This window comes from Streptococcus pseudopneumoniae, assembly GCF_001068775.1.
Classification (GTDB): Bacteria; Bacillota; Bacilli; order Lactobacillales; family Streptococcaceae; genus Streptococcus; species Streptococcus pseudopneumoniae_N.
The window spans coordinates 1-26,486 of record NZ_JWAJ01000149.1; the positions used below are offsets into that span (position 1 = coordinate 1).

General features: G+C 39.9%; 21 protein-coding genes, 2 pseudogenes and 1 riboswitch. Of the genes and pseudogenes, 20 read left to right on the forward strand and 3 right to left on the reverse strand.

All coding sequences use genetic code 11. The features are described from left to right. Positions 1-251: 251 nt before the first annotated feature. Complete coding sequence (locus tag ADF68_RS09295) at positions 252-1,418, reverse strand: IS30 family transposase (protein WP_049548801.1); 1,167 nt, start codon at positions 1,416-1,418, stop codon at positions 252-254. 211 nt (positions 1,419-1,629) lie between these two features. Between ADF68_RS09295 and ADF68_RS09300 the strand changes: the two genes are divergently transcribed. The 13 genes from ADF68_RS09300 (at position 1,630) to ADF68_RS09360 (ending at position 14,748) form a co-directional block, all read left to right on the forward strand. Beyond that, a complete protein-coding gene (locus tag ADF68_RS09300; RefSeq protein ID WP_000542499.1) occupies positions 1,630-2,706 on the forward strand; it encodes an aspartate-semialdehyde dehydrogenase in 1,077 nt (358 codons plus the stop codon). Between the two features lie 50 nt (positions 2,707-2,756). Beyond that, entirely contained in the window at positions 2,757-3,692 is a 936-nt protein-coding gene (dapA, locus tag ADF68_RS09305) for a 4-hydroxy-tetrahydrodipicolinate synthase (protein ID WP_000121596.1), read from the forward strand. A gap of 112 nt (positions 3,693-3,804) precedes the next feature. Continuing rightward, a complete protein-coding gene (dprA, locus tag ADF68_RS09310) occupies positions 3,805-4,662 on the forward strand; it encodes a DNA-processing protein DprA (RefSeq protein WP_148131773.1) in 858 nt (285 codons plus the stop codon). A gap of 118 nt (positions 4,663-4,780) precedes the next feature. Further along, a complete protein-coding gene (topA, locus tag ADF68_RS09315; RefSeq protein ID WP_049549568.1) occupies positions 4,781-6,868 on the forward strand; it encodes a type I DNA topoisomerase in 2,088 nt (695 codons plus the stop codon). A 106-nt stretch (positions 6,869-6,974) separates the two neighbouring features. Then, positions 6,975-7,334: a YbaN family protein gene (locus ADF68_RS09320; protein WP_045763427.1), complete on the forward strand. Its 360-nt coding sequence runs from the start codon at positions 6,975-6,977 to the stop codon at positions 7,332-7,334. A gap of 93 nt (positions 7,335-7,427) precedes the next feature. Then, positions 7,428-8,060, forward strand: a complete 633-nt coding sequence (locus tag ADF68_RS09325; RefSeq protein WP_049549569.1) for a copper homeostasis protein CutC — start codon at positions 7,428-7,430, stop codon at positions 8,058-8,060. Positions 8,061-8,103: 43 nt separating this feature from the next. Next, positions 8,104-8,760, forward strand: a complete 657-nt coding sequence (locus ADF68_RS09330) for an MmcQ/YjbR family DNA-binding protein (protein ID WP_049549570.1) — start codon at positions 8,104-8,106, stop codon at positions 8,758-8,760. A 314-nt stretch (positions 8,761-9,074) separates the two neighbouring features. Next, positions 9,075-10,637, forward strand: coding sequence for a 2-isopropylmalate synthase (locus tag ADF68_RS09335; protein WP_049549571.1), 1,563 nt, complete (start codon positions 9,075-9,077; stop codon positions 10,635-10,637). Between the two features lie 11 nt (positions 10,638-10,648). Continuing rightward, entirely contained in the window at positions 10,649-11,686 is a 1,038-nt protein-coding gene (leuB, locus tag ADF68_RS09340; protein ID WP_049549572.1) for a 3-isopropylmalate dehydrogenase, read from the forward strand. Next, a complete protein-coding gene (locus tag ADF68_RS09345) occupies positions 11,683-11,952 on the forward strand; it encodes a DUF1294 domain-containing protein (RefSeq protein ID WP_049549573.1) in 270 nt (89 codons plus the stop codon). The genes leuB and ADF68_RS09345 overlap by 4 nt, the downstream gene beginning before the upstream one ends. A gap of 3 nt (positions 11,953-11,955) precedes the next feature. Further along, entirely contained in the window at positions 11,956-13,338 is a 1,383-nt protein-coding gene (gene leuC, locus ADF68_RS09350; RefSeq protein WP_049549574.1) for a 3-isopropylmalate dehydratase large subunit, read from the forward strand. Between the two features lie 9 nt (positions 13,339-13,347). Next, positions 13,348-13,941: a 3-isopropylmalate dehydratase small subunit gene (gene leuD, locus ADF68_RS09355; protein WP_049549575.1), complete on the forward strand. Its 594-nt coding sequence runs from the start codon at positions 13,348-13,350 to the stop codon at positions 13,939-13,941. A 27-nt stretch (positions 13,942-13,968) separates the two neighbouring features. After that, entirely contained in the window at positions 13,969-14,748 is a 780-nt protein-coding gene (locus ADF68_RS09360) for an L-threonylcarbamoyladenylate synthase (protein ID WP_000160498.1), read from the forward strand. Between the two features lie 442 nt (positions 14,749-15,190). Here ADF68_RS09360 and ADF68_RS09365 read toward each other — a convergent pair whose 3' ends face one another. Continuing rightward, positions 15,191-16,894 (reverse strand): thiol-activated cytolysin family protein, encoded by a 1,704-nt coding sequence (locus tag ADF68_RS09365; RefSeq protein ID WP_049549576.1) that lies wholly within the window; start codon positions 16,892-16,894, stop codon positions 15,191-15,193. 176 nt (positions 16,895-17,070) lie between these two features. On the opposite strand from ADF68_RS09365, the pseudogene ADF68_RS09370 reads away from it, so the two are divergent. The 7 genes and pseudogenes from ADF68_RS09370 to pulA all read left to right on the forward strand — a co-directional run. Further along, positions 17,071-17,856: pseudogene (locus ADF68_RS09370) on the forward strand (5-methylcytosine restriction system specificity protein McrC); the annotation flags it as partial. 170 nt (positions 17,857-18,026) lie between these two features. After that, a complete protein-coding gene (gene guaC / locus ADF68_RS09375; protein ID WP_049549577.1) occupies positions 18,027-19,010 on the forward strand; it encodes a GMP reductase in 984 nt (327 codons plus the stop codon). Beyond that, positions 19,003-19,099, forward strand: a riboswitch (purine riboswitch). It overlaps the preceding gene by 8 nt. A gap of 76 nt (positions 19,100-19,175) precedes the next feature. Further along, positions 19,176-19,757, forward strand: a complete 582-nt coding sequence (locus tag ADF68_RS09380) for a xanthine phosphoribosyltransferase (RefSeq protein ID WP_049549578.1) — start codon at positions 19,176-19,178, stop codon at positions 19,755-19,757. Continuing rightward, positions 19,757-21,016, forward strand: coding sequence for a nucleobase:cation symporter-2 family protein (locus tag ADF68_RS09385; RefSeq protein WP_049549579.1), 1,260 nt, complete (start codon positions 19,757-19,759; stop codon positions 21,014-21,016). The genes ADF68_RS09380 and ADF68_RS09385 overlap by 1 nt, the downstream gene beginning before the upstream one ends. A 93-nt stretch (positions 21,017-21,109) precedes the next feature. Then, the gene (gene ligA / locus ADF68_RS09390) at positions 21,110-23,068 is read left to right on the forward strand and encodes an NAD-dependent DNA ligase LigA (protein ID WP_049549580.1); all 1,959 of its coding nucleotides are present in this window, start codon (positions 21,110-21,112) and stop codon (positions 23,066-23,068) included. A gap of 3 nt (positions 23,069-23,071) precedes the next feature. Then, positions 23,072-24,022 (forward strand): diacylglycerol kinase family lipid kinase, encoded by a 951-nt coding sequence (locus ADF68_RS09395; RefSeq protein WP_049549581.1) that lies wholly within the window; start codon positions 23,072-23,074, stop codon positions 24,020-24,022. 31 nt (positions 24,023-24,053) lie between these two features. Continuing rightward, a complete protein-coding gene (pulA, locus tag ADF68_RS09400) occupies positions 24,054-26,336 on the forward strand; it encodes a type I pullulanase (RefSeq protein WP_049549582.1) in 2,283 nt (760 codons plus the stop codon). 36 nt (positions 26,337-26,372) lie between these two features. Here the strand turns inward: pulA and ADF68_RS11025 are convergent. Further along, positions 26,373-26,486 (reverse strand): annotated as a pseudogene (locus ADF68_RS11025) (IS30 family transposase); the annotation flags it as partial.

Consider the following 26,486-nt stretch of genomic DNA (forward strand, 5'->3'; position numbering starts at 1 on the left):
GCTAAATTCCCAAACTAAGTTCCACCGCTAGTAGAAGTGGAAGTTAGTCTGATAAAAATTGTAAAAACCAGTGGAATTCCGTGTCAGGGTAAGTTCCACTGGTTTTACTCATGCTTGATTTCATCGCTTTTGTAGTCGAAAGGAATAGAAAAAAGAGCGCACAAAATCCCCTCATCTGAAAGCGTTTCAGATTAAGTTCCGCTATGGTGGAAGTTAGTATGAGACGTTTGAATGGGTTTTTTGGTTAGTTTTTAGATTTTATGTTGGAGTAATTTAGAAGACTGACAGACATCTTCTGCAGGTATTTTAGAAATGCCGAGAAGTTTAGGAATTTCTTCTCCGTAAGTAAAGGCAAAGAGTTCATAGGCTGACTTTCCATTCAAAGCAGCGCGTTTGACACTGTTGACATGCGAACAGACGAGATTAATATCCTCTTGAGTTAAGTTGTCAAAGGAAGTTCCCTTAGGTAGAATGTCGCGAATCAGCGTGTGATTTTTCTCAATTCTCCCTTTCTGGTCAGAGCGATTAGGGTCGCAAAAGAAGAGCTTGCTCTCTCCTCGAACATCCATTTCGATGTCATCAACCCTGGCAAACTCTCCACCATTATCAGTCAGAATGACAGGAAAGAGTTGGAAGAAATCTTTGTCCGCTTGGTGAAGAGTGTTCTTGATTTTATAAAGGTGTTTGGTAACCTCAAGGGCAGTTTTATTAACCAGAAGTCTAGCGAAGATAAAGTTACAGAAAGAGAGGTTGAAGGTGAGTAGGACTTTCCCTCCCATTCTGCCCATAACTGTATCCATTTCCAGCCAAGAGTCTAGTTGATTAAGGGCTAAATAGTTTTGGAAATCCTCATAGGAACGGCCTTTTTTAGCTTCTTTAGGGATGGAAGGTAGATTATTTTTTCTTCTTTCTTTAAATTTAACAGCTCTAGCAAGATCAATCGGAGCGATAGACAGGTAACCTTTTCGGATGTGTCGATAGACAGTTGAGGAGCTAACATCAAGGTTATGAGTTTTGAGGATATGATAGATGTGTTGTCCCTTTTTAACCCCATCAGAAATAATTTTATCCATGTTCCAGAAAGTCTGAGAATTAAGAGGAGTTCCTTCACGAGCTTCGACAAGAGTTTGTTCGTACTGCTTTTGAGCTTGTTTGGCGAGGTAGAAGATTTTCTGATAGCCACAGTTTTGTCTTCTTTTAGGACATCCATTACAGACAAAGGGAGCTTTGGCAAGTAAAGGACAAGGGAGGTTATCACACGTAGACTCTCTGACTAGTCTGTTTCGTTTGACTTCTTTGGAAACAGTAGTCGGGTCTTTTAGAATAAGTTGCCCGATAGCTTTGAAGGTTTCACCGCGCTCTAAACCTAATTGGATATCATTACGGTCTGAAAGGGTAAGGTGTTTATGTTTGATCATAGTAGGCCTCATTTCTACCACAAACGTCTCACACTTAATTCCACCATAAAAATCCGTTTTAGACTAATTTCCACTTTGGTCAGGAAAGTGGAAGTTACTTTGAGAAATTACCTTCAGAAAATAGATAGGAAAAAGACTTTTCAATTTTGGTAAAAAGTAGTATAATGTTTCTATTATAGAAATTTTTAGAAAATTCCGAAAGAGGTTTGTTATGGGATACACAGTTGCTGTTGTTGGCGCTACAGGTGCCGTTGGTGCTCAAATGATCAAAATGTTGGAAGAATCAACTCTTCCGATCGATAAGATTCGTTACCTTGCGTCTGCACGTTCTGCAGGAAAGGTTTTACAATTCAAAGGTCAAGATGTGACTATCGAAGAAACAACAGAAGATGCTTTTGAAGGGGTTGATATAGCTCTCTTCTCAGCTGGTGGATCAACTTCTGCAAAATACGCACCTTATGCTGTTAAGGCAGGTGCAGTCGTCGTAGATAACACTTCTTACTTCCGTCAAAATCCAGATGTACCATTGGTTGTTCCTGAAGTGAATGCTCACGCCCTTGATGCTCACAACGGAATCATCTCTTGTCCTAACTGTTCAACAATTCAAATGATGGTAGCTCTTGAACCAGTTCGTCAGAAATGGGGCTTGGACCGTATCATCGTATCAACTTATCAAGCAGTTTCAGGTGCTGGTATGGGAGCAATTCTTGAAACCCAACGTGAGCTTCGTGAAGTCTTGAATGACGGTGTAAATCCACGTGATTTGCATGCGGAAATCCTGCCTTCAGGTGGAGATAAGAAACACTATCCAATCGCCTTCAATGCTCTTCCGCAAATTGACGTCTTCACTGACAATGACTACACTTACGAAGAGATGAAGATGACCAATGAAACCAAGAAAATCATGGAAGACGATAGCATTGCCGTATCAGCAACATGTGTACGTATTCCAGTTTTGTCAGCTCACTCTGAGTCAGTCTATATTGAAACAAAAGAAGTAGCACCAATCGAAGAAGTGAAAGCAGCTATTGCTGCCTTCCCAGGTGCGGTTCTTGAAGATGATGTTGCTCACCAAATCTATCCTCAAGCAGTAAATGCTGTTGGTTCACGTGATACCTTCGTTGGACGTATCCGTAAAGACTTGGATGCAGAAAAAGGTATTCATATGTGGGTAGTATCTGATAATCTTCTTAAAGGTGCAGCTTGGAACTCAGTTCAAATCGCAGAAACACTTCACGAACGTGGTCTAGTACGCCCAACAGCTGAATTAAAATTTGAATTGAAATAATGTGTAGGAGTTCATTTGAACTCCTTCTTTAAAATAGAGAGGTGTTTTGTATGTCTTATCAAGATTTAAAAGATTGTAAAATTATCACGGCCTTTATTACTCCTTTTCATGAAGATGGGTCAATCAATTTCGATGCCATTCCAAAGTTGATTGAACATTTATTAGCACATCATACAGACGGAATTCTCCTAGCAGGAACAACTGCTGAGAGTCCGACTCTAACTCACGATGAGGAGTTGCAGTTGTTTGCAGCTGTTCAAAAGGTTGTCAATGGCCGTGTTCCTTTAATCGCTGGTGTTGGTACCAATGATACACGAGACTCTATTGAGTTCGTCAAGGAGGTAGCAGAGTTTGGCGGTTTTGCGGCTGGTCTTGCGATTGTTCCTTACTACAATAAACCATCTCAAGAAGGTATGTATCAACACTTTAAAGCTATTGCAGATGCATCTGATTTACCTATCATTATCTATAACATTCCAGGTCGTGTAGTTGTAGAAATGACTCCAGATACCTTACTTCGTTTGGCGGAACATCCAAATATCATTGGTGTTAAGGAATGTACCAGCCTTGCCAATATGGCTTACTTGATTGAGCATAAGCCAGAAGAATTCTTGGTATACACTGGTGAGGATGGAGATGCCTTCCATGCTATGAACCTTGGTGCAGACGGAGTTATATCTGTTGCTTCCCACACAAATGGGGATGAGATGCATGAAATGTTCACTGCAATCGAAGAAAGTGATATGAAGAAAGCGGCAGCTATTCAACGTAAATTTATTCCTAAAGTTAATGCTCTCTTCTCATACCCAAGTCCGGCACCTGTTAAGGCAGTACTCAACTATATGGGATTCGAAGCAGGGCCAACTCGTCTACCTTTGGTTCCTGCGCCTGAAGAGGATGCTAAACGCATTATCAAGGTTGTTATTGATGGGGATTACGAAGCAACCAAGGCAACTGTCACCGGAGTTCTTCGTCCTGATTACTAAAATTTTCATTATTAATAATAGAAACTTCCTAAACAAGTCAATTTGTTGGGAAGTTTTTTTCTTTTTTTACGAATAAATAGATAGAGAGAAAAATAAGGAGTCTATCATGAAAATTAAGATTGATAATTTTGAGATTTATAAGTTAAAACAAGCAGGTCTAAGTAATCAACAAGTTCTAAAGGTACTTCAATATGGAGAAATCTATGATCAAGAATTACCCCTAGAAACGATAGCAGAAGCATCTGAGTGTCGAAATCCAGTGGTTTTTATGGAACGTTACCATAAACTCACCTTTGAAAGTATGGAGCGATTAAGAAGTGACTTTGAAAAATTTCCCTCTTTTTCCATCCTAGACGATGTCTATCCATTTGCTCTCAGTGAAATCTATGATGCTCCAGTATTGTTATTTTATAAGGGCGATTTAAATCTCTTAAAGTTGCCTAAGATTGCAGTTGTGGGCAGTCGCTCTTGTAGTCAAACAGGGACAAAATCAGTCCGTAAGATTATTGAAGAACTGGAGAATGAGCTGGTGATTGTGAGTGGGCTTGCTAGAGGGATTGATACTGCAGCGCATATGTCTATTCTTCAAGGTGGTGGAAAAACTATTGCAGTTATAGGGACTGGCTTGGATGTCTATTATCCTCGATCTAATAAACGACTGCAGGACTACATCGGTGAATATCATTTGCTACTGAGTGAATATGGACCGGGTGAAGAACCTTTGAAATATCACTTTCCAGCACGAAATCGGATTATTGCTGGCCTATGTATGGGTGTTATCGTTGCTGAGGCAAAGATGAGATCTGGTAGTTTGATTACCTGTGAGCGAGCTATGGAAGAAGGAAGAGATGTTTTTGCTATTCCAGGTAGCATTTTAGATGGTCGTTCAGATGGTTGTCATCACTTGGTTCAAGAAGGTGCAAAACTTGTTTCGAGTGGTCAGGATGTGCTAGCAGAATTTGAATTTTAAGAACTAGCAAGGTTTTATCGGTTAAACTTTTCTTCTATATATAAGAGTTAAGTCTTGACAGGTTTTTAAAAATGGTTTACACTTTATAAAGTTTATTACTTTGAAAAGGTGTGATACTGTGGCTACGGCAACAAAGAAAAAAAAATCAATAGTTAAAAAAAATCTAGTAATCGTGGAGTCGCCTGCAAAGGCTAAAACGATTGAGAAATACCTGGGTAGAAATTATAAGGTTTTAGCCAGTGTTGGTCATATTCGTGATTTGAAAAAATCCAGTATGTCAGTCGATGTAGAAAATAATTATGAACCCCAATATATCAATATTCGTGGGAAAGGTCCTCTGATCAATGACTTGAAAAAAGAAGCTAAAAAATCCAGTAAAGTCTTTCTCGCAAGTGACCCGGACCGCGAAGGAGAAGCTATTTCTTGGCATTTAGCTCATATTCTGAATCTTGATGAAAATGATGCTAACCGTGTTGTTTTCAACGAGATTACAAAAGATGCAGTAAAAAATGCTTTTAAAGAACCTCGTAAGATTGACATGGATTTGGTGGATGCCCAACAAGCTCGTCGTGTATTGGACCGCTTGGTAGGTTATTCTATCTCACCAATTTTATGGAAAAAGGTTAAGAAGGGCTTATCAGCTGGCCGTGTTCAGTCTGTTGCGCTCAAGTTAATCATTGACCGTGAAAATGAGATCAATGCTTTTCAACCAGAAGAATATTGGACTATTGATGGAGTCTTCAAAAAGGGGACTAAGCAATTCCAAGCATCTTTCTATGGAATGAATGGCAAGAAGATGAAATTGACTAGTAATGAAGAAGTCAAAGAAGTCTTGTCTCACCTATCCAGCAAAGACTTTACAGTGGATCAGGTAGATAAAAAAGAGCGCAAGCGTAATGCTCCACTACCTTATACTACCTCAACTATGCAGATGGATGCAGCTAATAAAATCAATTTCCGTACTCGAAAGACCATGATGGTTGCCCAACAACTCTATGAAGGGATTAATATTGGTACGGGTGTCCAAGGTTTGATCACCTATATGCGTACAGACTCGACTCGTATCAGTCCAGTTGCACAAAATGAAGCTGCAAGCTACATCAATGAACGTTTTGGTAGTAAGTATTCTAAGCATGGTAGCAAGGTCAAAAATGCTACTGGTGCTCAAGATGCCCATGAGGCTATTCGTCCATCAAGTGTCTTTAACACGCCAGAAAAAATTGCTAAATACTTAGACAAAGACCAACTAAAACTCTATACCCTTATCTGGAACCGTTTTGTAGCGAGTCAGATGACTGGTGCCATCTTTGATACCATGGCTGTTAAGCTCTCTCAAAATGGAGTTCAATTTGCAGCAAATGGTAGTCAAGTTAAGTTTGATGGTTACTTGGCCATTTACAATGACTCAGATAAGAATAAGATGTTGCCGGACATGGCAGTTGGTGATGTGGTCAAACAGGTCAATAGTAAACCTGAGCAGCACTTCACTCAACCCCCAGCCCGATATTCGGAAGCAACACTGATTAAGACCTTGGAAGAAAATGGGGTTGGACGTCCATCGACTTATGCACCTACCATTGAAACTATTCAAAAGCGCTATTATGTGCGTTTGGCAGCCAAGCGTTTTGAACCGACAGAGTTGGGAGAAATTGTCAATAAACTGATTGTTGAGTACTTCCCTGACATTGTCAATGTGACTTTTACAGCTGAAATGGAAAGAAAACTTGATAATGTCGAGGTCGGAAAAGAACAATGGCAACGAGTCATTGATGAATTTTACAAACCCTTCTCTAAAGAGGTTGCCAAAGCCGAAGAGGAAATGGAAAAAATCCAAATCAAGGATGAGCCAGCAGGATTTGATTGTGAAGAGTGTGGTAGTCCGATGGTCATTAAACTTGGTCGTTTTGGTAAGTTTTATGCTTGTAGCAATTTCCCAGATTGCCGTCATACACAGGCTATCGTGAAAGAGATTGGTGTTGAGTGTCCAAGCTGTCATCAAGGACAAATTATTGAACGAAAAACTAAGCGTAATCGTATCTTCTATGGTTGCAATCGCTATCCAGAGTGTGAATTCACTTCTTGGGACAAGCCTGTAGGGCGAGATTGTCCGAAATGTGGAAACTTCCTCATGGAGAAAAAGGTCCGTGGTGGCGGTAAGCAAATCGTTTGTAGCAATGGTGATTACGAAGAAGAAAAAATCAAATAAAAAATGAGTCCTGAAAGTAAATTTCAGGCTCTTTTTAGTAAAGGCTTGACAAAATTCCTTACTTTGTGGGAAACTAGTAGTTGATTATTTTAAACTAGGAGAAGTTATGCGTATTATTTATCTGATTATTGGATTTCTGTCATTAGCTCTGGCTATTGTTGGAGTTGTCTTGCCCTTGTTGCCTACGACTCCTTTTCTTCTGTTGTCTATTGCTTGTTTTTCCAGAAGTTCCAAGCGTTTTGAAGATTGGCTTTATCATACCAAACTTTACCAGACTTATGTTGCGGACTTTCGTGAGACCAAGTCTATTGCGCGTGAACGTAAAAAAAAGATTATTGTATCTATTTATATCTTGATGGGAATTTCCATTTATTTTGCGCCTCTTTTACCAGTCAAAATCGGTTTGGGATGTTTAACCATCTTTATTACTTACTATCTTTTTAAGGTGATTCCTGATAAAGAATAGCTTTAATAAGTAACGATTTCCCTTGATAAAAATAAAAACATATTCACAACAATATGATATAATAAATTCAAAGTAATACTCAAGGAGAATCAAATGATTTACGAATTTTGTGCTGAAAATGTGACCTTGCTTGAAAAAGCTATGCAGGCAGGAGCTCGTCGCATCGAGCTCTGTGATAATCTAGCAGTTGGTGGAACAACTCCAAGCTACGGAGTGACAAAGGCAGCTGTGGAACTGGCGGCCGACTACGATACGAACATTATGACTATGATTCGCCCGCGTGGTGGTGATTTTGTCTACAATGATTTAGAAGTTGCTATCATGCTTGAGGATATTGCTCTAACTGCTCAAGCAGGAAGCCAAGGCGTTGTCTTTGGTGCATTGACTGCTGATAAGAAATTGGATAAGGCCAACCTTGAAAAATTAATTGCAGCATCTAAAGGTATGGAGATTGTCTTCCATATGGCTTTCGATGATTTGAGCGATGAAGATCAGTTGGAAGCCATTGATTGGCTCAGCCAGGCTGGTGTAACACGCATCCTCGCTCGAGCTGGTGTATCTGGCGACTCGTTAGAGAAACGCTTTGCTCACTATCATAGAATTCTAGAACACGCTGCAGGAAAAATTGAAATTTTACCAGGTGGGGGGATTGACATGGACAACCGTCAAACCTTTATTGACCAACTGGGCGTGACACAATTACATGGAACTAAGGTTGTCTTTTAAAAAATAGAAAGGAACTGCTAGCTTATGGTAGCAGTTTTCGCTTATGTTTGAAATTTTTAAGGCCTACCAATTTAACAGTAAAAAGGCTAAAGAGTATGGATTTGTAGAAAATCAAGGCGTATGGATCCATAGTTCGACTATCTTGCAGGGAGACTTTCTCATGATGCTTACAGTTGAGGATGGAGTCTTAGGTTTTCAAGTTTATGACCAAGAAACTGGGGATCTCTATCCTCAAGTTCATATGACCAGTATGAGAGGGACATTTGTAGGAAGTGTCCGTGAAGCCTGCTTAGAAGTTCTTTATGAAATCCGAAAGTCTTGTTTTGATGTGCAGGATTTTATCTATCCTCAGACCAAGAGAATCATGACTCGTGTTCAAGAAAAGTATGAAAATCAATTAGAATACTTATGGGAGAAATCTCCTGATACTGCGATTTTACGCCATGAAAATAATCAGAAGTGGTATGCGGTTCTTATGAAGATTTCTTGGGATAAGCTTGAAAAGGGCAGAGAAGGATTAGTGGAAATAGTCAATCTCAAACATGATCAAGTATCTGATTTGTTGGTAAAAAAAGGGATTTATCCAGCCTTTCATATGAACAAGCGCTACTGGATTAGTCTTCCACTCGATGACACTCTAACTGACGAAAAGGTGCTTGAATTATTTGAGAGAAGTTGGTTTTTGACTTCTAAGAAATAAATAAACATATTTGAGTTTTCAAATACTTTCAATTAGCAAAATATTCTTTACTAAAGAAATTTTCAGAAAATATTGGATTTTTTCTTGACATGTGTTTTTTCATATGCTAAAATACTAAACAAGATATCAAACGAAGGAGAAAGTCAAGCATGAAAACAGCTAAGTTTAATCAATTTGCTTTGTTGTTGAGGTACTCGGGCTAGTGCAGAAGCATTAGTCCTGTTTGGCTTACCAAGCGGGAGTAAATCAACATCTCGCTTGGAACTCCGAGCGAGATGTTTTTTTAAAACCAAATTTAGAAAAGGGGAAATCTTATGAGAACAGTTGAATTTCTAGATACTAGCCTTCGAGATGGTGAGCAGACACCAGGTGTTAATTTTTCTATTAAGGAAAAGATTGCCATTGCGAGACAACTGGAAAAATGGGGAATTTCGGCAATTGAAGCTGGTTTTCCAGCGGCTAGCCCAGACTCATTTACGGCAGTGCAGGAGATTGCTAAGGTCTTGAAGAAAACGGCGGTGACTGGTTTGGCACGCTCTGTCAAGTCTGATATTGATGCTTGTTATGAGGCCCTCAAGGACGCCAAGTATCCACAAGTGCACGTCTTTATTGCTACCAGTCCCATTCACCGCAAGTATAAGCTCAATAAGAGCAAGGAAGAGATTTTGGAAGCTATTAAGGAGCACGTTTCTTATGCCCGTTCTAAGTTTGAGATAGTCGAATTCTCTCCTGAGGATGCGACTAGAACAGAGTTGTATTTCCTCTTGCAAGTTGTTCAAACAGCGGTTGATGCAGGGGCGTCTTATATCAATATTCCTGATACGGTTGGATTCACCACTCCAGAAGAGTACGGAGCTATCTTCAAATACTTGATTGAAAATGTCAAGACGGATCGTCAGATTATCTATTCGCCTCACTGTCACGATGACCTTGGAATGGCAGTGGCTAATAGCCTTGCTGCTGTCAAGAATGGTGCAGGACGTGTTGAAGGGACTATCAACGGTATTGGTGAGCGAGCTGGTAATGCTGCTTTGGAAGAAATTGCAGTTGCTCTCAATATTCGCCAAGATTACTATCAAGCAGTAACCAGTATTGTCCTAAATGAAACCATCAATACTTCTGAAATGGTTTCTCGCTTCTCAGGTATTCCAGTTCCTAAAAATAAGGCTGTGATCGGTGGCAATGCCTTCTCTCACGAATCTGGTATTCACCAAGACGGAGTTCTTAAAAATCCTCTCACTTATGAGATCATCACCCCTGAATTGGTTGGTGTCAAGAGTAATAGTCTTCCACTTGGAAAATTGTCTGGTCGCCATGCCTTTGTTGAGAAACTAAGAGAATTGGCACTAGATTTTACAGAAGAGGATATCAAGCCACTCTTTGCTAAGTTCAAGGCGTTGGCAGACAAGAAACAAGAAATCACAGATGCAGATATTCGTGCGCTGGTAGCTGGAACCATGGTTGAAAATCCAGAAGGCTTCCACTTTGATGATTTACAACTGCAAACTCATGCGGATAATGATATCGAAGCGCTCGTTAGCCTAGCCAACATGGATGGCGAGAAAGTCGAATTTAATGCAACAGGACAAGGTTCTGTTGAAGCTATCTTCAATGCTATCGACAAATTCTTCAATCAATCCGTTCGCTTGGTGTCCTACACTATTGACGCTGTGACAGATGGAATCGATGCTCAAGCTCGGGTCTTGGTCACTGTTGAAAATAGAGATACAGAAACCATCTTTAACGCAGCAGGTCTTGACTTTGATGTGTTGAAGGCTTCGGCTATTGCCTACATCAATGCCAATACCTTTGTTCAAAAAGAGAATGCTGGTGAGATGGGACGCAGTGTTTCCTATCGTGACATGCCTAGTGTGTAAAGGAGAAGGCTATGACAAAGAAAATAGTAGCTCTAGCAGGGGATGGAATCGGCCCAGAAATCATGGAGGCTGGGTTAGAGGTTCTGGAAGCTATAGCTAAAAAAACAGGCTTTGATTATGAAATAGACAGACGACCTTTTGGAGGTGCAGGTATTGATGTTACAGGACATCCCTTGCCAGACGAAACGCTCAAGGCTTCTAGAGAAGCGGATGCTATTCTACTCGCTGCAATTGGTAGTCCTCAGTATGATGATGCTACAGTTCGACCCGAACAAGGGCTTTTGGCACTCCGAAAGGAACTCAATCTCTATGCTAATATTCGTCCAGTTAAAATTTTTGAGAGTCTTAAGCACTTATCGCCTCTCAAACCTGAACGAATTGCTGGTGTTGACTTTGTTGTAGTACGTGAGTTGATAGGTGGGATTTACTTTGGTGATCATATCCTTGAAGACCGAAAAGCGCGTGATATCAATGATTATAGTTATGAGGAAGTAGAGCGGATTATTCGCAAGGCCTTTGAAATTGCAAGAAGTCGGAGAAAAATCCTTACCAGTATTGATAAGCAAAATGTTTTGGCAACATCAAAACTTTGGAGGAAAGTGGCTGAAGAAGTCGCGAAAGATTATCCCGATGTAACCCTGGAGCACCAGCTGGTCGACTCGGCTGCCATGCTCATGATTACAAATCCATCCAAATTTGATGTTATCGTGACAGAGAATCTTTTCGGGGACATCCTCTCGGATGAGTCAAGTGTTCTATCTGGTACACTTGGAGTTATGCCATCAGCCAGTCACTCTGAGAAAGGGCCAAGCCTCTATGAACCCATTCATGGTTCAGCGCCTGATATCGCAGGTCTAGGTATTGCCAATCCTATTTCCATGATTTTATCAGTTGCTATGATGTTGCGTGATAGTTTTGGACGATATGATGATGCAAAGCGTATCGAAGATGCTGTTGAAGCAACTTTAGCAGTAGGAATTTTAACGAGAGATATAGGAGGACAGGCTTCGACCAAGGAAATGACGGAAGCCATTATCGCAAGACTATGAAACTAAACGAAGGAATTACTTTTGCCCTCCTGATTTGGAATCTCATTATTTTCTTGATATATGGCATTGACAAATTCAAGGCAAGGAGAAGAGCTTGGCGCATCCCAGAGAAAATCTTACTCATTTTAGCCTTTGCTTGTGGTGGTTTTGGTGCCTGTCTAGCAGGAATCGTTTTTCATCACAAGACTAGAAAATGGTATTTTAAAACAGTTTGGTTTCTAGGAATGGTGACCACGCTAGTAGCCTTATATTTTATTTGGAGGTAATGGATGGCAGGAAAATCAATTTTTGATAAATTATGGGACCTCCATGTGATTACAGGAGAAGAAGGGCAGCCTCAACTCATGTATGTAGATCAACATTATATTCACGAGGTGACCAGTCCTCAAGCTTTTCAAGGATTGCGAGATGCAGGACGTAGATTGAGACGACCCGATTTAACATTTGGGACCTTTGACCACAATGTTCCAACTGTCAATATCTACGATATTCGAGATGTAATCTCCAAAGCACAGATTGATAAGTTAGCTGAAAATGTTGAAGAGTTTGGAATTGAACATACTGCCCACGGTTCAGAAAAGCAAGGTATCGTTCATATGGTTGGTCCAGAAACAGGAAGAACACAACCAGGAAAATTTATCGTCTGTGGTGATAGCCATACTGCAACTCACGGAGCTTTTGGAGCGATTGCCTTCGGTATTGGAACCAGTGAGGTTGAACATGTCTTTGCAACCCAAACCATTTGGCAGGTTAAACCCAAGAAAATGTTGGTGGAATTCACAGGAGTTCCTCAAAAAGGGGTTTATGCCAAAGATTTCATTCTAGCTTTGATTGCCAAATACGGTGTCGCTTGTGGTGTTGGCTACGTGGTGGAGTATCGAGGTCAGGCCATTGATGCACTTAGCATGGAAGAGTGTATGACTATCTGCAATATGTCCATCGAATTTGGTTCCAAAATGGGAATTATGAATCCAGATCAGAGGACTTATGATTATTTGAAGGGGCGAGAGTGTGTTCCCAAGGATTTTGATGCGGCAGTAGCTGATTGGAAAAGGCTTATTAGCGACGACGATGCCGTTTATGACAAGGTTATCCGAATGGATGTCTCTGAATTGGCTCCTATGGTGACTTGGGGAACCAGTCCTGCTATGGGTGTTGACTTTGATAGTAGCTTCCCAGAAATAAAGGATATGAATGATGAACGTGCTTATCATTACATGGATTTACAACCAGGTCAGAAACCAGCAGATATCCAACTAGGCTATGTCTTTATTGGCTCTTGTACAAATGCTCGTCTCAGTGATTTACAACTGGCAGCTCGATTTGTCGAAGGGAAGAAGATTGCCCCTAACTTAACAGCTATTGTGGTACCTGGTTCTCGACCAGTCAAACGAGCTGCTGAAAAGTTGGGCTTGGATAAGGTTTTCCAAGATGCTGGCTTTGAGTGGAGAGATCCAGGGTGTTCTATGTGTCTTGGAATGAATCCTGATAAAGTACCAGATGGCGTGCACTGTGCCTCAACCAGTAACCGCAACTTTGAAGACAGACAAGGTTTTGGTGCTAAAACACACCTCTGCAGTCCAGCAATGGCAGCAGCAGCAGCTATTGCAGGGCGCTTCGTAGATGTTCGACAAATGTCAGAAGCCCAGTAAGGAGAGGATATGGAAAAATTTACAGTTTATACGGGAACGACCGTTCCTCTGATGAATGACAATATCGATACCGACCAAATTCTTCCCAAACAGTTTCTGAAGTTAATTGACAAGAAAGGTTTTGGCAAATACCTCATGTATGCTTGGCGTTATTTGGATGACAAGTATACTGAGGATCCAGACTTTGTCTTTAATCGGCCAGACTACCGTAAGGCTACTATCCTTATCACGGGAGATAACTTTGGGGCTGGTTCTTCGAGGGAGCACGCAGCTTGGGCATTAGCAGATTATGGCTTTAAGGTCGTAATTGCAGGATCTTTTGGTGACATTCATTACAATAATGAACTCAATAATGGCATGTTGCCAATTGTTCAGCCAAGGGAAGTTAGAGAAAAACTCGCCCAATTGAAACCAAGCGACCAGGTAACTGTGGACTTGGAACAACAAATAATCATCTCACCAGTCGGAGAATTCTCCTTTGAAATCGATAGCGAATGGAAACACAAGCTCTTAAATGGTTTGGATGATATCGGTATTACTATGCAGTATGAAGACTTGATTGCTGCTTATGAAAAACAACGCCCAGCCTACTGGCAGGATTAGAAGAAAATTAGAAAAGGAAATAGAATTATGACAAAACACATTCAATGGAACGGAACACTTTCACAAGAAGGCTATGACATTTTAAAAGGTGAGGGCGGATGTATCGTTTGCCCTACCAAAGTTGGTTACATTATCATGACCAGCGACAAGGCAGGTCTTGAGCGTAAGTTTGCAGCCAAAGAACGTAACCGTAACAAACCAGGTGTCGTTCTCTGTGGTAGCATGGATGAGCTTCGCGCTTTAGCACAACTCAATCCAGAAATTGAAGCCTTCTACCAAAAACATTGGGACGAAGACATTCTTCTAGGTTGTATCCTCCCATGGAAACCAGAAGCCTTTGAGAAATTGAAAGCATACGGTGATGGCCGTGAAGAACTCATGACTGACGTGCGTGGTACTAGTTGTTTTGTTATCAAGTTCGGGAAAGCAGGTGAACAATTGGCTGCCAAACTTTGGGAAGAAGGCAAGATGGTTTATGCCTCATCAGCTAACCCATCTGGAAAAGGAAATAGAGGTAAGGTAGAAGGAATTGGAGAACGCATCGAAGGAGCAGTGGACCTTGTTATCGAGGCGGACGACTATGTGGCATCTATCCAGCCTGACAAAACGATTGAAACACGATACGAGCAAGGTGTGATGGTCTCTATGGTCGATAAAGATGGCAAACTCATCCCAGAACAAGGAGGAGCACGATCAACCTCACCAGCACCAGTTGTTATCCGTAAAGGGCTTGACATTGATAAAATCATGATGCATCTGTCAGACACTTTTAACTCATGGGACTACCGTCAAGGTGAGTATTATTAGGATGTAGAAGAAGTGTGGTTTAGTCATTATCGATAAAAACAGATTTTTTAAAAGTATTCATACACAGTTAAAATCAAAGTTCTTTTTTGTTGATAGATGGCTTAAGAAACATCGTAACACAAGTATAAACTTGTAAATTTACCAGCCAATCAATGAACCATACTATATTCAGGGCAAGCAAGTAATGAGTTTCTAACAAAAACTTTAATATGTTTGTTTATACAGTAACATTTCTCCTCTTTTTGATTTTAAATGAGTATTAAATTGCGATAAGTTGAGTTAATTGGATTAAGAACCTCAAAAACAAAAAGGAAAGCATCTCATGAAAAGATGTTTTCCTTTTATTGTATGTATAAGTTATAGGATAGAGTTATCTTAAATTTCAGAAAGTTTCAAAAATGATACTTGATGAATAATGATACTCTGTAGTTTAACCATTTTATTAGTTGTTTTCGACTTGTTCACTATATTTTGGTTTTAGTGTTGTTCCTGAATTGATAATAGTGCGTTTTTGAACTAAAGGCAATTCTGTACGATTATAAACTGTTCTCCAAGGTTCCCAAGCAAGACCTGTTTTTTCTTGAATTTTTACGCGAAGATTGCGAACGTTTCCTCTAAATTGTAGTTCAGTTTGGAAACCAGCAGTTCTATTTTTTCCATTATCTTCCCATTCACGAGATCGGATGCTTTCAATTCCATTTTCGTCATATGTGACTTCGTCCCAGTAAACGTAGTAACGAGCGACATACCCACCCTTATGTTGCAAATTGAGATAGCCATTCTTGTAAGAGGTAATTTTAGTTTCAATATAATCAGTACTGTTTTGGATTGTTGCAACTTGATTATCTCTTAAAAAGGCAGTTTTATAAGAAATAGGGACTGCAGGATCTTGTGTACTAAAATTAGCTCCTTCTTGAATTAATTTTTTAAGATCCTCAGGTGTTCCAGTAACTACTCGAGCAGCGCCATCAGCGTTACCGCCAACAATAACAGCTGTTACAGAAGTATTTTTCAAAACACGAGCCCATTCAGATTCAGGGTTAATAGGCACACCTTTAATGACAGCATTTATAGCTGCTTTAAGTTCTGTACTTGTACTTGTTGTTTCAAATTTAACATACATTTGACGGCCATAAGACATACTAGAAACATAAACAGGAGGTGTTTGTTCATCCAAGCCGCGATCTTGTAAATCGTTGACTGTTACATTATCACCAAAGACATCTCCAGGATTTTTTGGTGCATCAAAGTTAGCGGTAAAGTAAATTTGTTTAAAGTCGACAACTTCAATTTGTTTTTCACCTTTTTGTGCAGCTTCAAAGTCAATTTTTAAATCAACCCCAATTTTTTCAAAGTTGCTACCAAATTTTGCTTTTAGTTGATTCATACTATATGCTGAAGTAGAATCGTATTGCATACGGGCAGGTGCAGGATTACTTGATGCATAATTGGCATTCCATCTATTTACCAGAGTGTTAATTCCTTCCTGCATACCACTGACTGTAGGATTTGCATCTGTATAACTATCTGCTCCAGCCATTCCTGGAAGGTCAACGCTGATTCTACCCTGTTTTCTATCAATGCTAACAAGTTGAGGGTTATTTTCTAATAACCCTTGATCTGCTCGGAACAAAGCGCCTAAGAAGATGTTGCCATTACCGTTAATTGAAACATCAGCTGAATTATTAGAAATACTCTTTTTCACTTTTTCAATTACAACAAATTCATTTCCTTGTTGTTTTGAAGATGTATTTGAATAATTTTCGATTGCTTCACCTCTACGAGTTAAAATATCAATTTTGTTGTAGTTTAATCCGAAAAGATATTTATTCAAGTCCTTATCGGCCTGATTAGTAGATCTCATGAGGTTTTCCATAACATCTGCTTTTGGTGCTTCAGTTACAGTAGTGGCATCTTTTTCTTCGGTTTTTGAATTGAGGTTTGGAGTACTTTCTTGTTCGTTTACTGTAGGTTCTGTTTTTGGATTAGAACTACTTGAAATTGGGGGTTCAGTAGCTTTTACAGTATTATTTTGAATAATCGAAGCTGTACTTAATAAAAAAGTTGCAATAACAACACCACAGACACCAATGCTACGTTTTCGGATAGAATAACGAAAACCTTTTTCAAGATTATTTTGAATCATATAAAGCTCCTAGTTTATTATTTCATTTTATTATCTCTTGAATGCGCTTTCTCGGGATAAAAATATTCTAGCAGAAATAAAAATCTAATGCAATCGTTTTCTTAACAAAATGGACATATTTATATATATGTTTATTTTTAGAGATTTATGCTTTTTAGTGTAATTTCTCTCTCGCTAGAGAGTTTACCTATGATAATCCCCTTATACAGCTGATCCGTCACACTATTGAATTCATGAAGAATCAGAAAAGTATAGGGAGAGGAGTTCTTGATAATCTCTCTATTAGTCGTGAAAATGTGGCAGAAATCGTGCGAGTAACCCCATCTTATAAACTAGCTGATCGAGCTAAGATTATCAGACTAAATCAAACCAAACCTCTTCGTCATGCCTACTTTCGAGAGTACAGAAAATTGCAAGAGCTTTGCCTGATGATCCTAAATAGAGAAGAGCATGGTTTAGGATACCAAGAGCAAAAAATCCATGGTATTCTTTTTGATGTTGCTTGGCTTTGGGAAGAGTATGTTCATACTTTGTTGCCAAAAGAGTTCATCCATCCTAGAAATAAGGATAAGACGGATGGTATTTCAGTATTTTCTAATCGTGAAAGAAAAATATTTCCAGATTTTTATCATAAAGAGTTAAAAATCGTTTTAGATGCTAAATACAAAAAACTGGAATTGACTGAAAAGGGAATCAATCGTGAAGACTTGTTCCAGCTGATTTCTTATTCTTATATTTTAAAAGCTGAGCAGGCTGGGCTTGTTTTTCCAAGCAAGGAAAAGGTAGTTGATAATGAGATAGGTAAGCTAGCAGGTTATGGAGCCTTGTTGAAGAAATGTTCTATCCAAGTCCCTGGACAAGCTGAAAGCTATCAAGATTTTGTCAGGAAGATGGAGTCCTTTGAAAAAGTATTTATCGAAAATCTCAGCAGGGATTTAAAAGGTAAGACAAATACAGGGTAAATGTCTAGTTATCTCCTTGATTGAAAACGAAAAAAACGAACATTATTTGTTTTCGGTCATAATAATTGACAAAAAACGGACATTATTGTAAACTTGTTAGAGTAATTGTCTGGAAAAGACGAGGCTATTCCTAACTTTAGGAAAGTCTAAAGAAGAGAAATGAGAGATATATGTTAAACGAATTTCCAATCTTTGACTATGAAGATATTCAGCTAATCCCAAATAAGTGTGTCCTTCAAAGTCGAGCAGAAGCTGATACACATGTGACCTTGGGGAAACATACCTTTAAGTTGCCAGTTGTTCCTTCTAATATGCAGACTATCTTGGATGAAGATGTTGCAGAACAACTTGCAAAAGGTGGTTATTTCTATATCATGCATCGCTTCGATGAAGCTGGACGCATTCCTTTTGTGAAACGCATGCATGAGAAAGGTTTGATTGCTTCTATCTCTGTTGGTGTTAAAGATTACGAGTATGACTTTGTTAGTCAATTAAAGGCTGATGCACCAGAGTACATCACTATTGATATCGCTCATGGTCATGCTGACAGCGTGATTTCTATGATTCAGCACATCAAGAAAGAATTGCCAGAGACTTTTGTAATCGCTGGTAACGTTGGGACTCCAGAAGCTGTGCGTGAACTTGAAAATGCTGGTGCGGATGCGACTAAGGTTGGAATCGGTCCAGGGAAGGTTTGTATCACTAAAGTAAAAACAGGTTTTGGTACTGGTGGATGGCAGTTAGCGGCCCTTCGCTGGTGTGCTAAAGCTGCGCGTAAACCGATTATTGCCGATGGTGGTATCCGTACACACGGAGATATTGCCAAGTCAATCCGCTTTGGTGCAAGTATGGTTATGATTGGTTCTTTATTTGCAGGCCATATCGAAAGCCCTGGTAAAACTGTCGAAGTCGATGGTAAACAATTTAAAGAATACTATGGTTCCGCTTCAGAATACCAAAAAGGTGCCTATAAGAATGTCGAAGGTAAGAAAATTCTTCTTCCTGCCAAAGGACATTTACAAGATACCCTAACTGAGATGGAACAAGATTTGCAAAGTTCGATTTCTTACGCTGGAGGTCGAAAGGTAGCTGATCTTAGACATGTAGATTATGTGATTGTGAAGAACTCTATCTGGAATGGAGATGCTCACTAAAAATATGATTACTTATTTATGCCGCGAATTGGCGTGGCGTTTCTACAAGGTACCGTAAATACCTAACAATGAGTAAGTCGAAGAGAGATAAAAGAAGCAGGGATATCTGTTTCAATCTTTCTAAGGGGCTTACTATGTAAGTCCCTTTTTATTTCGGAGGTTATTGTGAAATTACTAGAGGAACGTATTTTAAAAGATGGGAATATTCTAGGTGAGAATATTCTTAAGGTGGATTCTTTCTTAACTCACCAAGTTGATTATAAGTTAATGCGCGAGATTGGTCGCACCTTTGCAGAATATTTTAAAATTGCAGGTATTACCAAAGTCGTAACCATTGAAGCATCTGGAATTGCTCCAGCTCTATATGTTGCAGAACAATTAGATGTACCTATGATTTTTGCTAAGAAGGCAAAAAATATTACCATGAATGAAGGAATTTTAACTGCTGAGGTTTATTCTTTCACTAAACAAGTAACTAGTACCGTATCCATTGCAGGGAAGTTCTTATCTCCAGGAGATAAAGTATTAATTATTGATGATTTCTTGGCTAATGGTCAAGCAGCTAAAGGTTTGATTCAGATTATCGAACAAGCTGGTGCTACAGTCGAGGCCGTCGGAATTGTGATTGAAAAATCTTTCCAAGATGGTCGTGAACTGTTAGAAAAATCAGGTCATCAGGTAGTATCACTTGCTCGCTTAGAGCGTTTTGAAAATGGAAGAGTTATCTTCAAGGAGGCAGACATCTAATGAATCAAAAAGAAAACCACTCAAAAGCGGCCGTATTGGGCTTGCAACACTTACTTGCCATGTACTCAGGTTCAATCCTGGTACCAATCATGATTGCAGGTGCCCTAGGTTACTCGCCACAACAACTGACATACCTTATCTCTACAGATATCTTTATGTGTGGTGTTGCAACTCTATTGCAGTTACAATTAAATAAATATTTCGGTGTCGGTTTACCGGTTGTTCTGGGTGTGGCCTTTCAGTCTGTTGCTCCACTTATTATGATTGGACAAAGTCACGGTAGTGGTGCTATGTTTGGTGCCTTGATTGCTTCTGGTATTTATGTCGTTCTTGTAGCAGGCGTATTTTCTAAGATTGCTAATCTGTTCCCTTCAATCGTAACGGGTTCTGTCATTACAACAATCGGATTGACCTTGATTCCAGTAGCTATTGGGAATATGGGAAATAACGTCGAAAAACCAACTGGACAAAGTTTAGCATTAGCAACAATCACTATTCTTATCATTCTCTTGGTTAATATCTTTACAAAAGGATTCATTAAATCTATTTCTATTTTGATTGGTTTGATTGCAGGTACTATCATCGCTGCGACTATGGGCTTGGTTGATTTCTCTCCAGTAGCAGAAGCTCCACTTGTTCATATCCCAACTCCATTCTACTTTGGTGCTCCACAATTTGAGATTTCTTCTATTGTAATGATGTGTATCATCGCTACTGTATCAATGGTAGAATCAACTGGTGTATATCTTGCCCTTTCTGATATTACTAAAGATCCAATCGATAGCACTCGTCTCCGTAATGGTTATCGCGCTGAAGGTCTTGCTGTGTTACTTGGTGGACTTTTCAACACCTTCCCTTATACAGGATTTTCACAAAACGTAGGTTTGGTGAAGCTTTCAGGTATTCGTACACGTTTACCGATCTACTACGCTGGTGGTTTCCTCATCTTACTTGGTCTCTTGCCTAAGTTTGGTGCCTTGGCTCAGATTATTCCTAGCCCTGTTCTAGGTGGAGCAATGCTCGTTATGTTTGGTTTTGTTTCGCTCCAAGGGATGCAAATCTTGGCGCGTGTAGACTTCGAACACAATGAACACAACTTCCTCATTGCAGCGGTTTCTATCTCTGCTGGGGTGGGATTAAACGGAAGCAATCTCTTTAATACTTTACCGACTGAATTACAAATGTTCTTCTCAAATGGTATTGTTATTGCAAGTACAGTAGCCATCGTCTTGAATGCTATTTTGAATCGTAAAAAATAAAAATAAATGAGAAGTGATAGAAATATCCTTCTCATTTTCTTTTTTAGAGCTTGAGTATTGTTTATAGAGTCCTTTTTATGGTAAAATGGTTTTATGAATGAAAGAATGAAAGAGCTCGTTGAGTTGCTCAATCGCTATGCGACAGAGTATTATACAAGTGATAACCCATCTGTATCTGATAGTGAGTATGATCGTCTTTATCGTGAACTGGTAGAGTTAGAAAAAGCTCATCCAGAGCAAGTCTTGCCAGATAGTCCAACCCACCGTGTTGGCGGTAAGATTCTAGATGGATTTGAGAAATATAGTCATCAGTATCCTCTCTATAGTTTGCAGGATGCTTTTTCTCGTGAAGAGCTCGATGCCTTTGATGCGCGTGTTCGTAAAGAATTGGATGAAGTTACTTATATCTGTGAGTTAAAAATTGATGGTTTATCGATTTCCTTGACTTATGGGCAAGGAATTTTTGTTGCTGGAGCTACTCGTGGTGATGGCTCCATTGGTGAAAACATCACTGAAAATCTTAAACGAGTGAAAGACATTCCTTTATCATTATCTGAAAAAATAGATATAACAGTTCGTGGTGAATGTTATATGCCGAGAGCTTCTTTTGACCAGGTCAATCAATCTCGTCAAGAAAACGGGGAGCCAGAATTTGCCAATCCACGAAATGCTGCTGCAGGAACCCTTCGCCAGTTAGACACAGGAGTAGTAGCTAAGCGTAATCTTGCAACTTTCCTCTATCAGGAAGCAAGTCCTTCAACTAGAGACAGCCAAGAGAAGGTTTTAAATCATCTGGAACAGTTGGGCTTTGTGGTTAACCCTAGACGACTATTAGCCCATAGCATGGACGAAGTTTGGGAATTTATCCAAGAAGTAGGTCAAGAAAGAGACCAATTGCCATATGATATCGACGGTGTCGTGATTAAGGTCAACGACCTAGCTGGTCAAGAGCAACTTGGTTTTACAGTTAAAGCACCTAAGTGGGCAGTCGCTTATAAGTTCCCTGCAGAAGAAAAAGAAGCAAAATTGCTTTCTGTTGACTGGACAGTAGGAAGAACTGGTGTCGTAACTCCGACTGCTAATCTTACTCCGGTGCAATTGGCAGGTACAACAGTTAGTCGTGCAACGCTTCATAATGTAGACTATATCGCTGAAAAGGATATCCGAAAAGAGGATACAGTCATTGTCTACAAGGCGGGAGATATCATTCCAGCTGTTTTACGAGTGGTAGAGTCTAAGCGTGTGTCAGAGGAGAAACTAGATATTCCAACAAACTGTCCAAGTTGTGAGAGCAAGCTGTTACACTTTGAAGATGAGGTGGCTCTTCGTTGTATAAACCCACGTTGTCCAGCTCAGATTAAGGAAGGTTTGACGCATTTCGCATCGCGTGATGCTATGAATATCTCTGGCCTTGGCCCATCAATCGTGGAGAAATTATTTGCTGCCAATTTGGTTAAGGATGTTGCAGATATTTATCGCTTGACTGTGGAAGATTTGCTTTTGCTGGATGGTATCAAGGAAAAATCTGCTCAAAAGCTCTACCAGGCTATTCAAGCATCCAAAGAAAATTCTGCTGAAAAACTTTTGTTTGGTTTGGGGATTCGTCATGTAGGAAGTAAGGCAAGTCAGTTGCTTTTACAAAACTTCCAATCAATCGAATCGCTAGCACAAGCCAATCCTGAAGAAATTGCAAATATTGAAAGTTTGGGGAGTGTCATTGCTCAAAGCCTACAGACCTATTTTGCTACAGAGGGTTCTGAAATCCTTTTAAGGGAATTGAAAGAATCAGGTGTTAATCTAGACTACAAAGGACAGACAGTTGCAGCAAATGCAGCCTTGTCTGGTCTAACTGTCGTATTGACAGGAAAGCTAGAGCGTTTGAATCGCTCAGAAGCTAAAAATAAATTAGAAAGTCTAGGAGCCAAGGTTACTGGTAGTGTGTCGAAAAAAACAGACCTTGTTGTAGCAGGAGCAGATGCAGGAAGCAAGCTCCAAAAAGCACAAGAACTGGGAATAGAGATTCGTGATGAAGCTTGGCTTGAGAGTTTGTAAGCTATGAAAGAAGTAAAAAAACGCGCACGTCTCATTTATAATCCGACCTCAGGCCAGGAAATTATCAAGCAAAATATCGCAGAAGTTCTAGAAGTGTTAGAGAGCATAGGCTATGAAACAAGTGCTTTTCAGACCAAACCTGAACACTTATCAGCCCAGAAAGAAGCAGAAAGAGCTACAAAAGCTGGATTTGATTTGGTTTTGGTAGCTGGTGGCGATGGTACTATCAATGAAGTGGTTAATGGAATTGCACCTCTGGAACATCGTCCAAAGATAGCCATCATTCCTACTGGAACTACCAATGACTATGCAAGAGCATTGAAAATCCCCATGGGCGATCCAGTTGCTGCAGCGAAGATCATTGCTAAAAATGAAACCAAGCAAATTGATATTGGTCGTGCCTTTGGTGATAAGTATTTCATCAATATTGCTGCGGCAGGAGCTCTTACGGAGTTAACTTTTAGTGTTCCGAGTGAACTAAAGACGCGTTTGGGTTATCTGGCCTACGTTGCTAAAGGCTTCGAGATGTTTCCAAAATCCAAAGCCCGTCCTGTTCGTATTTACCATGATTGGGGAATTTTTACAGGAGAAGTTTCTCTTGTCTTTGTTGCCTTGACCAATTCTATTGGTGGATTTGAGCAATTCGCACCTGATACCAAACTGGATGATGGCAATTTCACGCTTATTCTAGTAAAGACAGATAAAATCCTAGATATGTTGAGTCTGCTAGTTCAGGCCATGAACGGAGGCCAACACGTGTCAGATGTCAATGTTGAATATCTGAAAACGAGTAAACTCCGAATTGAAACTTTAGATCAGGAAGAGCCGTTTATGCTTAATCTTGATGGAGAATACGGTGGCGACACACCAGTAGATTTGGAAGTATGTCATAATCACATTGAGTTTTTTGTGAATCGTGAGGCACTTGATCAAGAAATTATTAGTAACATATAAAATCAAATTAATTTAGAAATTAGGAAGAACCATGTACAATTATCCTGTACTTATTCATTACCATCGTAAGGATGAAGCATACGAGGCTTGCAGTTTCAGCAAAAAGCCTCTAGATTCAGTAGAGCTTATCAAAGAAGAAGAATATTTTGGAGCTAAATTTTCACTGACTCAATCGAGTGAAGTAGCCCTTGAGACCATGACTTTTACTGTTGAAAAAGATGGTGTCAGCAAAGAATATCCTATTCGCTTCAATTACTATCCACTTTTGACAGAGGTTTGGATTTTGGATGGAGACGATACAGTTTATTACTCTGAAAATCCAGCTATTGCCAGTCCCCACTATAAGGACCAAAATCCTTTTGCCTTCGACAAGGCAATCAATAGCGCTAGTTTTGACCACCACTGGGGTTATCAAGGAGAGTTGGGATGTCAAGTTTCTGAAACTGAAACAAGATTTAGCCTATGGGCACCAACAGCTACATCTGTCCAAGTAGTAGTCTATGAATCTGCAAGTAACGACGCACCTATCCTTAAAACCTTTGAAATGGAGCGTGGAAATAGTTACTCCTATAGTCACAAGTATAATACAATTGGTGTTTGGAGTTTATCAGTTCCAGAAAGCTTAGCAGGTTGTGCTTACCACTACCAAATTGACTTTCCTCATCACCAGTCATTAACTCGTGATCCATATACAATAGCGACAAGTCCTGATGGAAAACGTTCAGCCATTGTCTCAAACCAAGATCGTCAAGTCGAAGGTTTTGAGGTTAAGCATGGTACAGAAGCAACTTGGCGTTTGGAAAATCCTTGCCAGGCAGTTGTGTATGAAATGCATATCCGTGATTTGACTAAGTCTGAAACCTCTGGTGTTGCGCCGGAATTAAGAGGAACCTTCTTAGGTGCAGCGCAAACTGGAACAGTTAACCAATATGGTCAATCGACAGCGTTTGATTACATCAAAGAACTTGGTGTCAACTATGTTCAGTTGCAACCAATTGCTGACCGTCATAAAGAATACGACGCTGATGGAAATGTAACTTATAACTGGGGATATGATCCACAAAACTACAATGCTCCAGAAACTAGCATGTCTACAAATACAAATGATCCAGGTCAAGCTATCCGTGATTTGAAAGCCATGGTCCAAGCTTATCACGATGCTGGTATCGGTGTTATTATGGACGTTGTTTACAATCATACCTTCTCAACGGTGGATGCGCCATTCCAAACAACGGTTCCTGATTATTATTATCGAATGAACCATGATGGAACCTACCAAAATGGAACAGGAGTCGGTAACGAAACTGCCAGTGAGCATGAAATGTTCCGTAAATATATGATTGATTCTCTTCTCTACTGGGTAAAAGAATACAATATTGACGGTTTCCGCTTTGATTTGATGGGAATACATGACGTCAAAACCATGCAGATGATTCGTTGGGCTATGGACGAAGTCGATCCGAAAATCATCCTGTATGGAGAAGGTTGGGATATGGGAACAGGTCTTGCTCCTTATGACAAGGCTAAGAAAGACAATGCCTACCAGTTGCCAAACATTGGATTCTTTAATGATAATCAACGTGATGCGGTCAAAGGTTGTGAAGTCTATGGCTCTATCAAATCTGGCTTCATCAGTGGAGCAGGTACTGAGCCGATCCTCGCAAAGGCTATTCTTGGAAGTCGTGAGCTGGGTTCTTACCTCAGCCCCAATCAGGTTCTTAACTACGTAGAAGCCCACGATAACTATAATTTACATGATTTACTTAAAACTCTTCATCCGATGGAGAGTGATAAACGTATCATGAAGAAAGTAGAAACAGCGACAGCCATGAACCTTCTCATGCAAGGGATGGCCTTCATGGAACTGGGGCAAGAGTTTGGCCGTACTAAACTCGTAGCTACAGGCGAAAATGGAGAGTTGACTCACGCAGATCGTGAGCGAGCAATGAACAGTTACAATGCTCCTGATAGCGTCAACCAAGTTAACTGGGATTTGATCAATGAGCGTCAAGATAGCATCGAGTTTGTCCGTCAGATTATCCGTCTTAAAACCCAGACTAGTGCCTTTTCATACCCTACCTATGAAGAAGTCTACCGTCATGTATTTGTTCATACAGCCATTGAAAATAGTGGTTGGATTGTCTACGAGATTCATGGTGGTGAAGAGCACTTTTTGGTTGTTTTCAATGCTAAAGGGGCTTCATTTTACTATGAAAATGCAGGCAACCTTGAAATGTTGGTAACTAATAGCCGTTCTAACCAAGAAAATGTTATTGACGACGTCAGTGTGGCAGTCTTGAATGTTTTATCCTAAAAAATAACCCAAAACTCAAGATTTATGCTTGAGTTTTTATTTGAAAAAAACGCTAAATTTCAATTTTAAGTTAGCCAGCAAGAAGTCTTCTCTAGGCGACTTGTAGTTCAAGCATTTTTTAGGATAGTTGTTGATCCAATTTTCGATGAA

What these genes read in the sequence shown, in the direction of transcription:
- ADF68_RS09320 (WP_045763427.1), top strand. Translation starts at nt 6,975, where the DNA reads ATGCGTATTATTTATCTGATTATTGGATTTCTGTCATTAGCTCTGGCT.
- ADF68_RS09300 (WP_000542499.1), top strand. Translation starts at nt 1,630, where the DNA reads ATGGGATACACAGTTGCTGTTGTTGGCGCTACAGGTGCCGTTGGTGCT.
- ADF68_RS09325 (WP_049549569.1), top strand. Translation starts at nt 7,428, where the DNA reads ATGATTTACGAATTTTGTGCTGAAAATGTGACCTTGCTTGAAAAAGCT.
- ADF68_RS09295 (WP_049548801.1), bottom strand. Translation starts at nt 1,418, where the DNA reads ATGATCAAACATAAACACCTTACCCTTTCAGACCGTAATGATATCCAA.
- ADF68_RS09385 (WP_049549579.1), top strand. Translation starts at nt 19,757, where the DNA reads ATGAATCAAAAAGAAAACCACTCAAAAGCGGCCGTATTGGGCTTGCAA.
- ligA (WP_049549580.1), top strand. Translation starts at nt 21,110, where the DNA reads ATGAATGAAAGAATGAAAGAGCTCGTTGAGTTGCTCAATCGCTATGCG.
- ADF68_RS09330 (WP_049549570.1), top strand. Translation starts at nt 8,104, where the DNA reads ATGTTTGAAATTTTTAAGGCCTACCAATTTAACAGTAAAAAGGCTAAA.
- leuB (WP_049549572.1), top strand. Translation starts at nt 10,649, where the DNA reads ATGACAAAGAAAATAGTAGCTCTAGCAGGGGATGGAATCGGCCCAGAA.
- ADF68_RS09345 (WP_049549573.1), top strand. Translation starts at nt 11,683, where the DNA reads ATGAAACTAAACGAAGGAATTACTTTTGCCCTCCTGATTTGGAATCTC.
- ADF68_RS09365 (WP_049549576.1), bottom strand. Translation starts at nt 16,894, where the DNA reads ATGATTCAAAATAATCTTGAAAAAGGTTTTCGTTATTCTATCCGAAAA.
- guaC (WP_049549577.1), top strand. Translation starts at nt 18,027, where the DNA reads ATGTTAAACGAATTTCCAATCTTTGACTATGAAGATATTCAGCTAATC.
- ADF68_RS09335 (WP_049549571.1), top strand. Translation starts at nt 9,075, where the DNA reads ATGAGAACAGTTGAATTTCTAGATACTAGCCTTCGAGATGGTGAGCAG.
- ADF68_RS09360 (WP_000160498.1), top strand. Translation starts at nt 13,969, where the DNA reads ATGACAAAACACATTCAATGGAACGGAACACTTTCACAAGAAGGCTAT.
- pulA (WP_049549582.1), top strand. Translation starts at nt 24,054, where the DNA reads ATGTACAATTATCCTGTACTTATTCATTACCATCGTAAGGATGAAGCA.
- leuD (WP_049549575.1), top strand. Translation starts at nt 13,348, where the DNA reads ATGGAAAAATTTACAGTTTATACGGGAACGACCGTTCCTCTGATGAAT.
- dapA (WP_000121596.1), top strand. Translation starts at nt 2,757, where the DNA reads ATGTCTTATCAAGATTTAAAAGATTGTAAAATTATCACGGCCTTTATT.
- ADF68_RS09395 (WP_049549581.1), top strand. Translation starts at nt 23,072, where the DNA reads ATGAAAGAAGTAAAAAAACGCGCACGTCTCATTTATAATCCGACCTCA.
- leuC (WP_049549574.1), top strand. Translation starts at nt 11,956, where the DNA reads ATGGCAGGAAAATCAATTTTTGATAAATTATGGGACCTCCATGTGATT.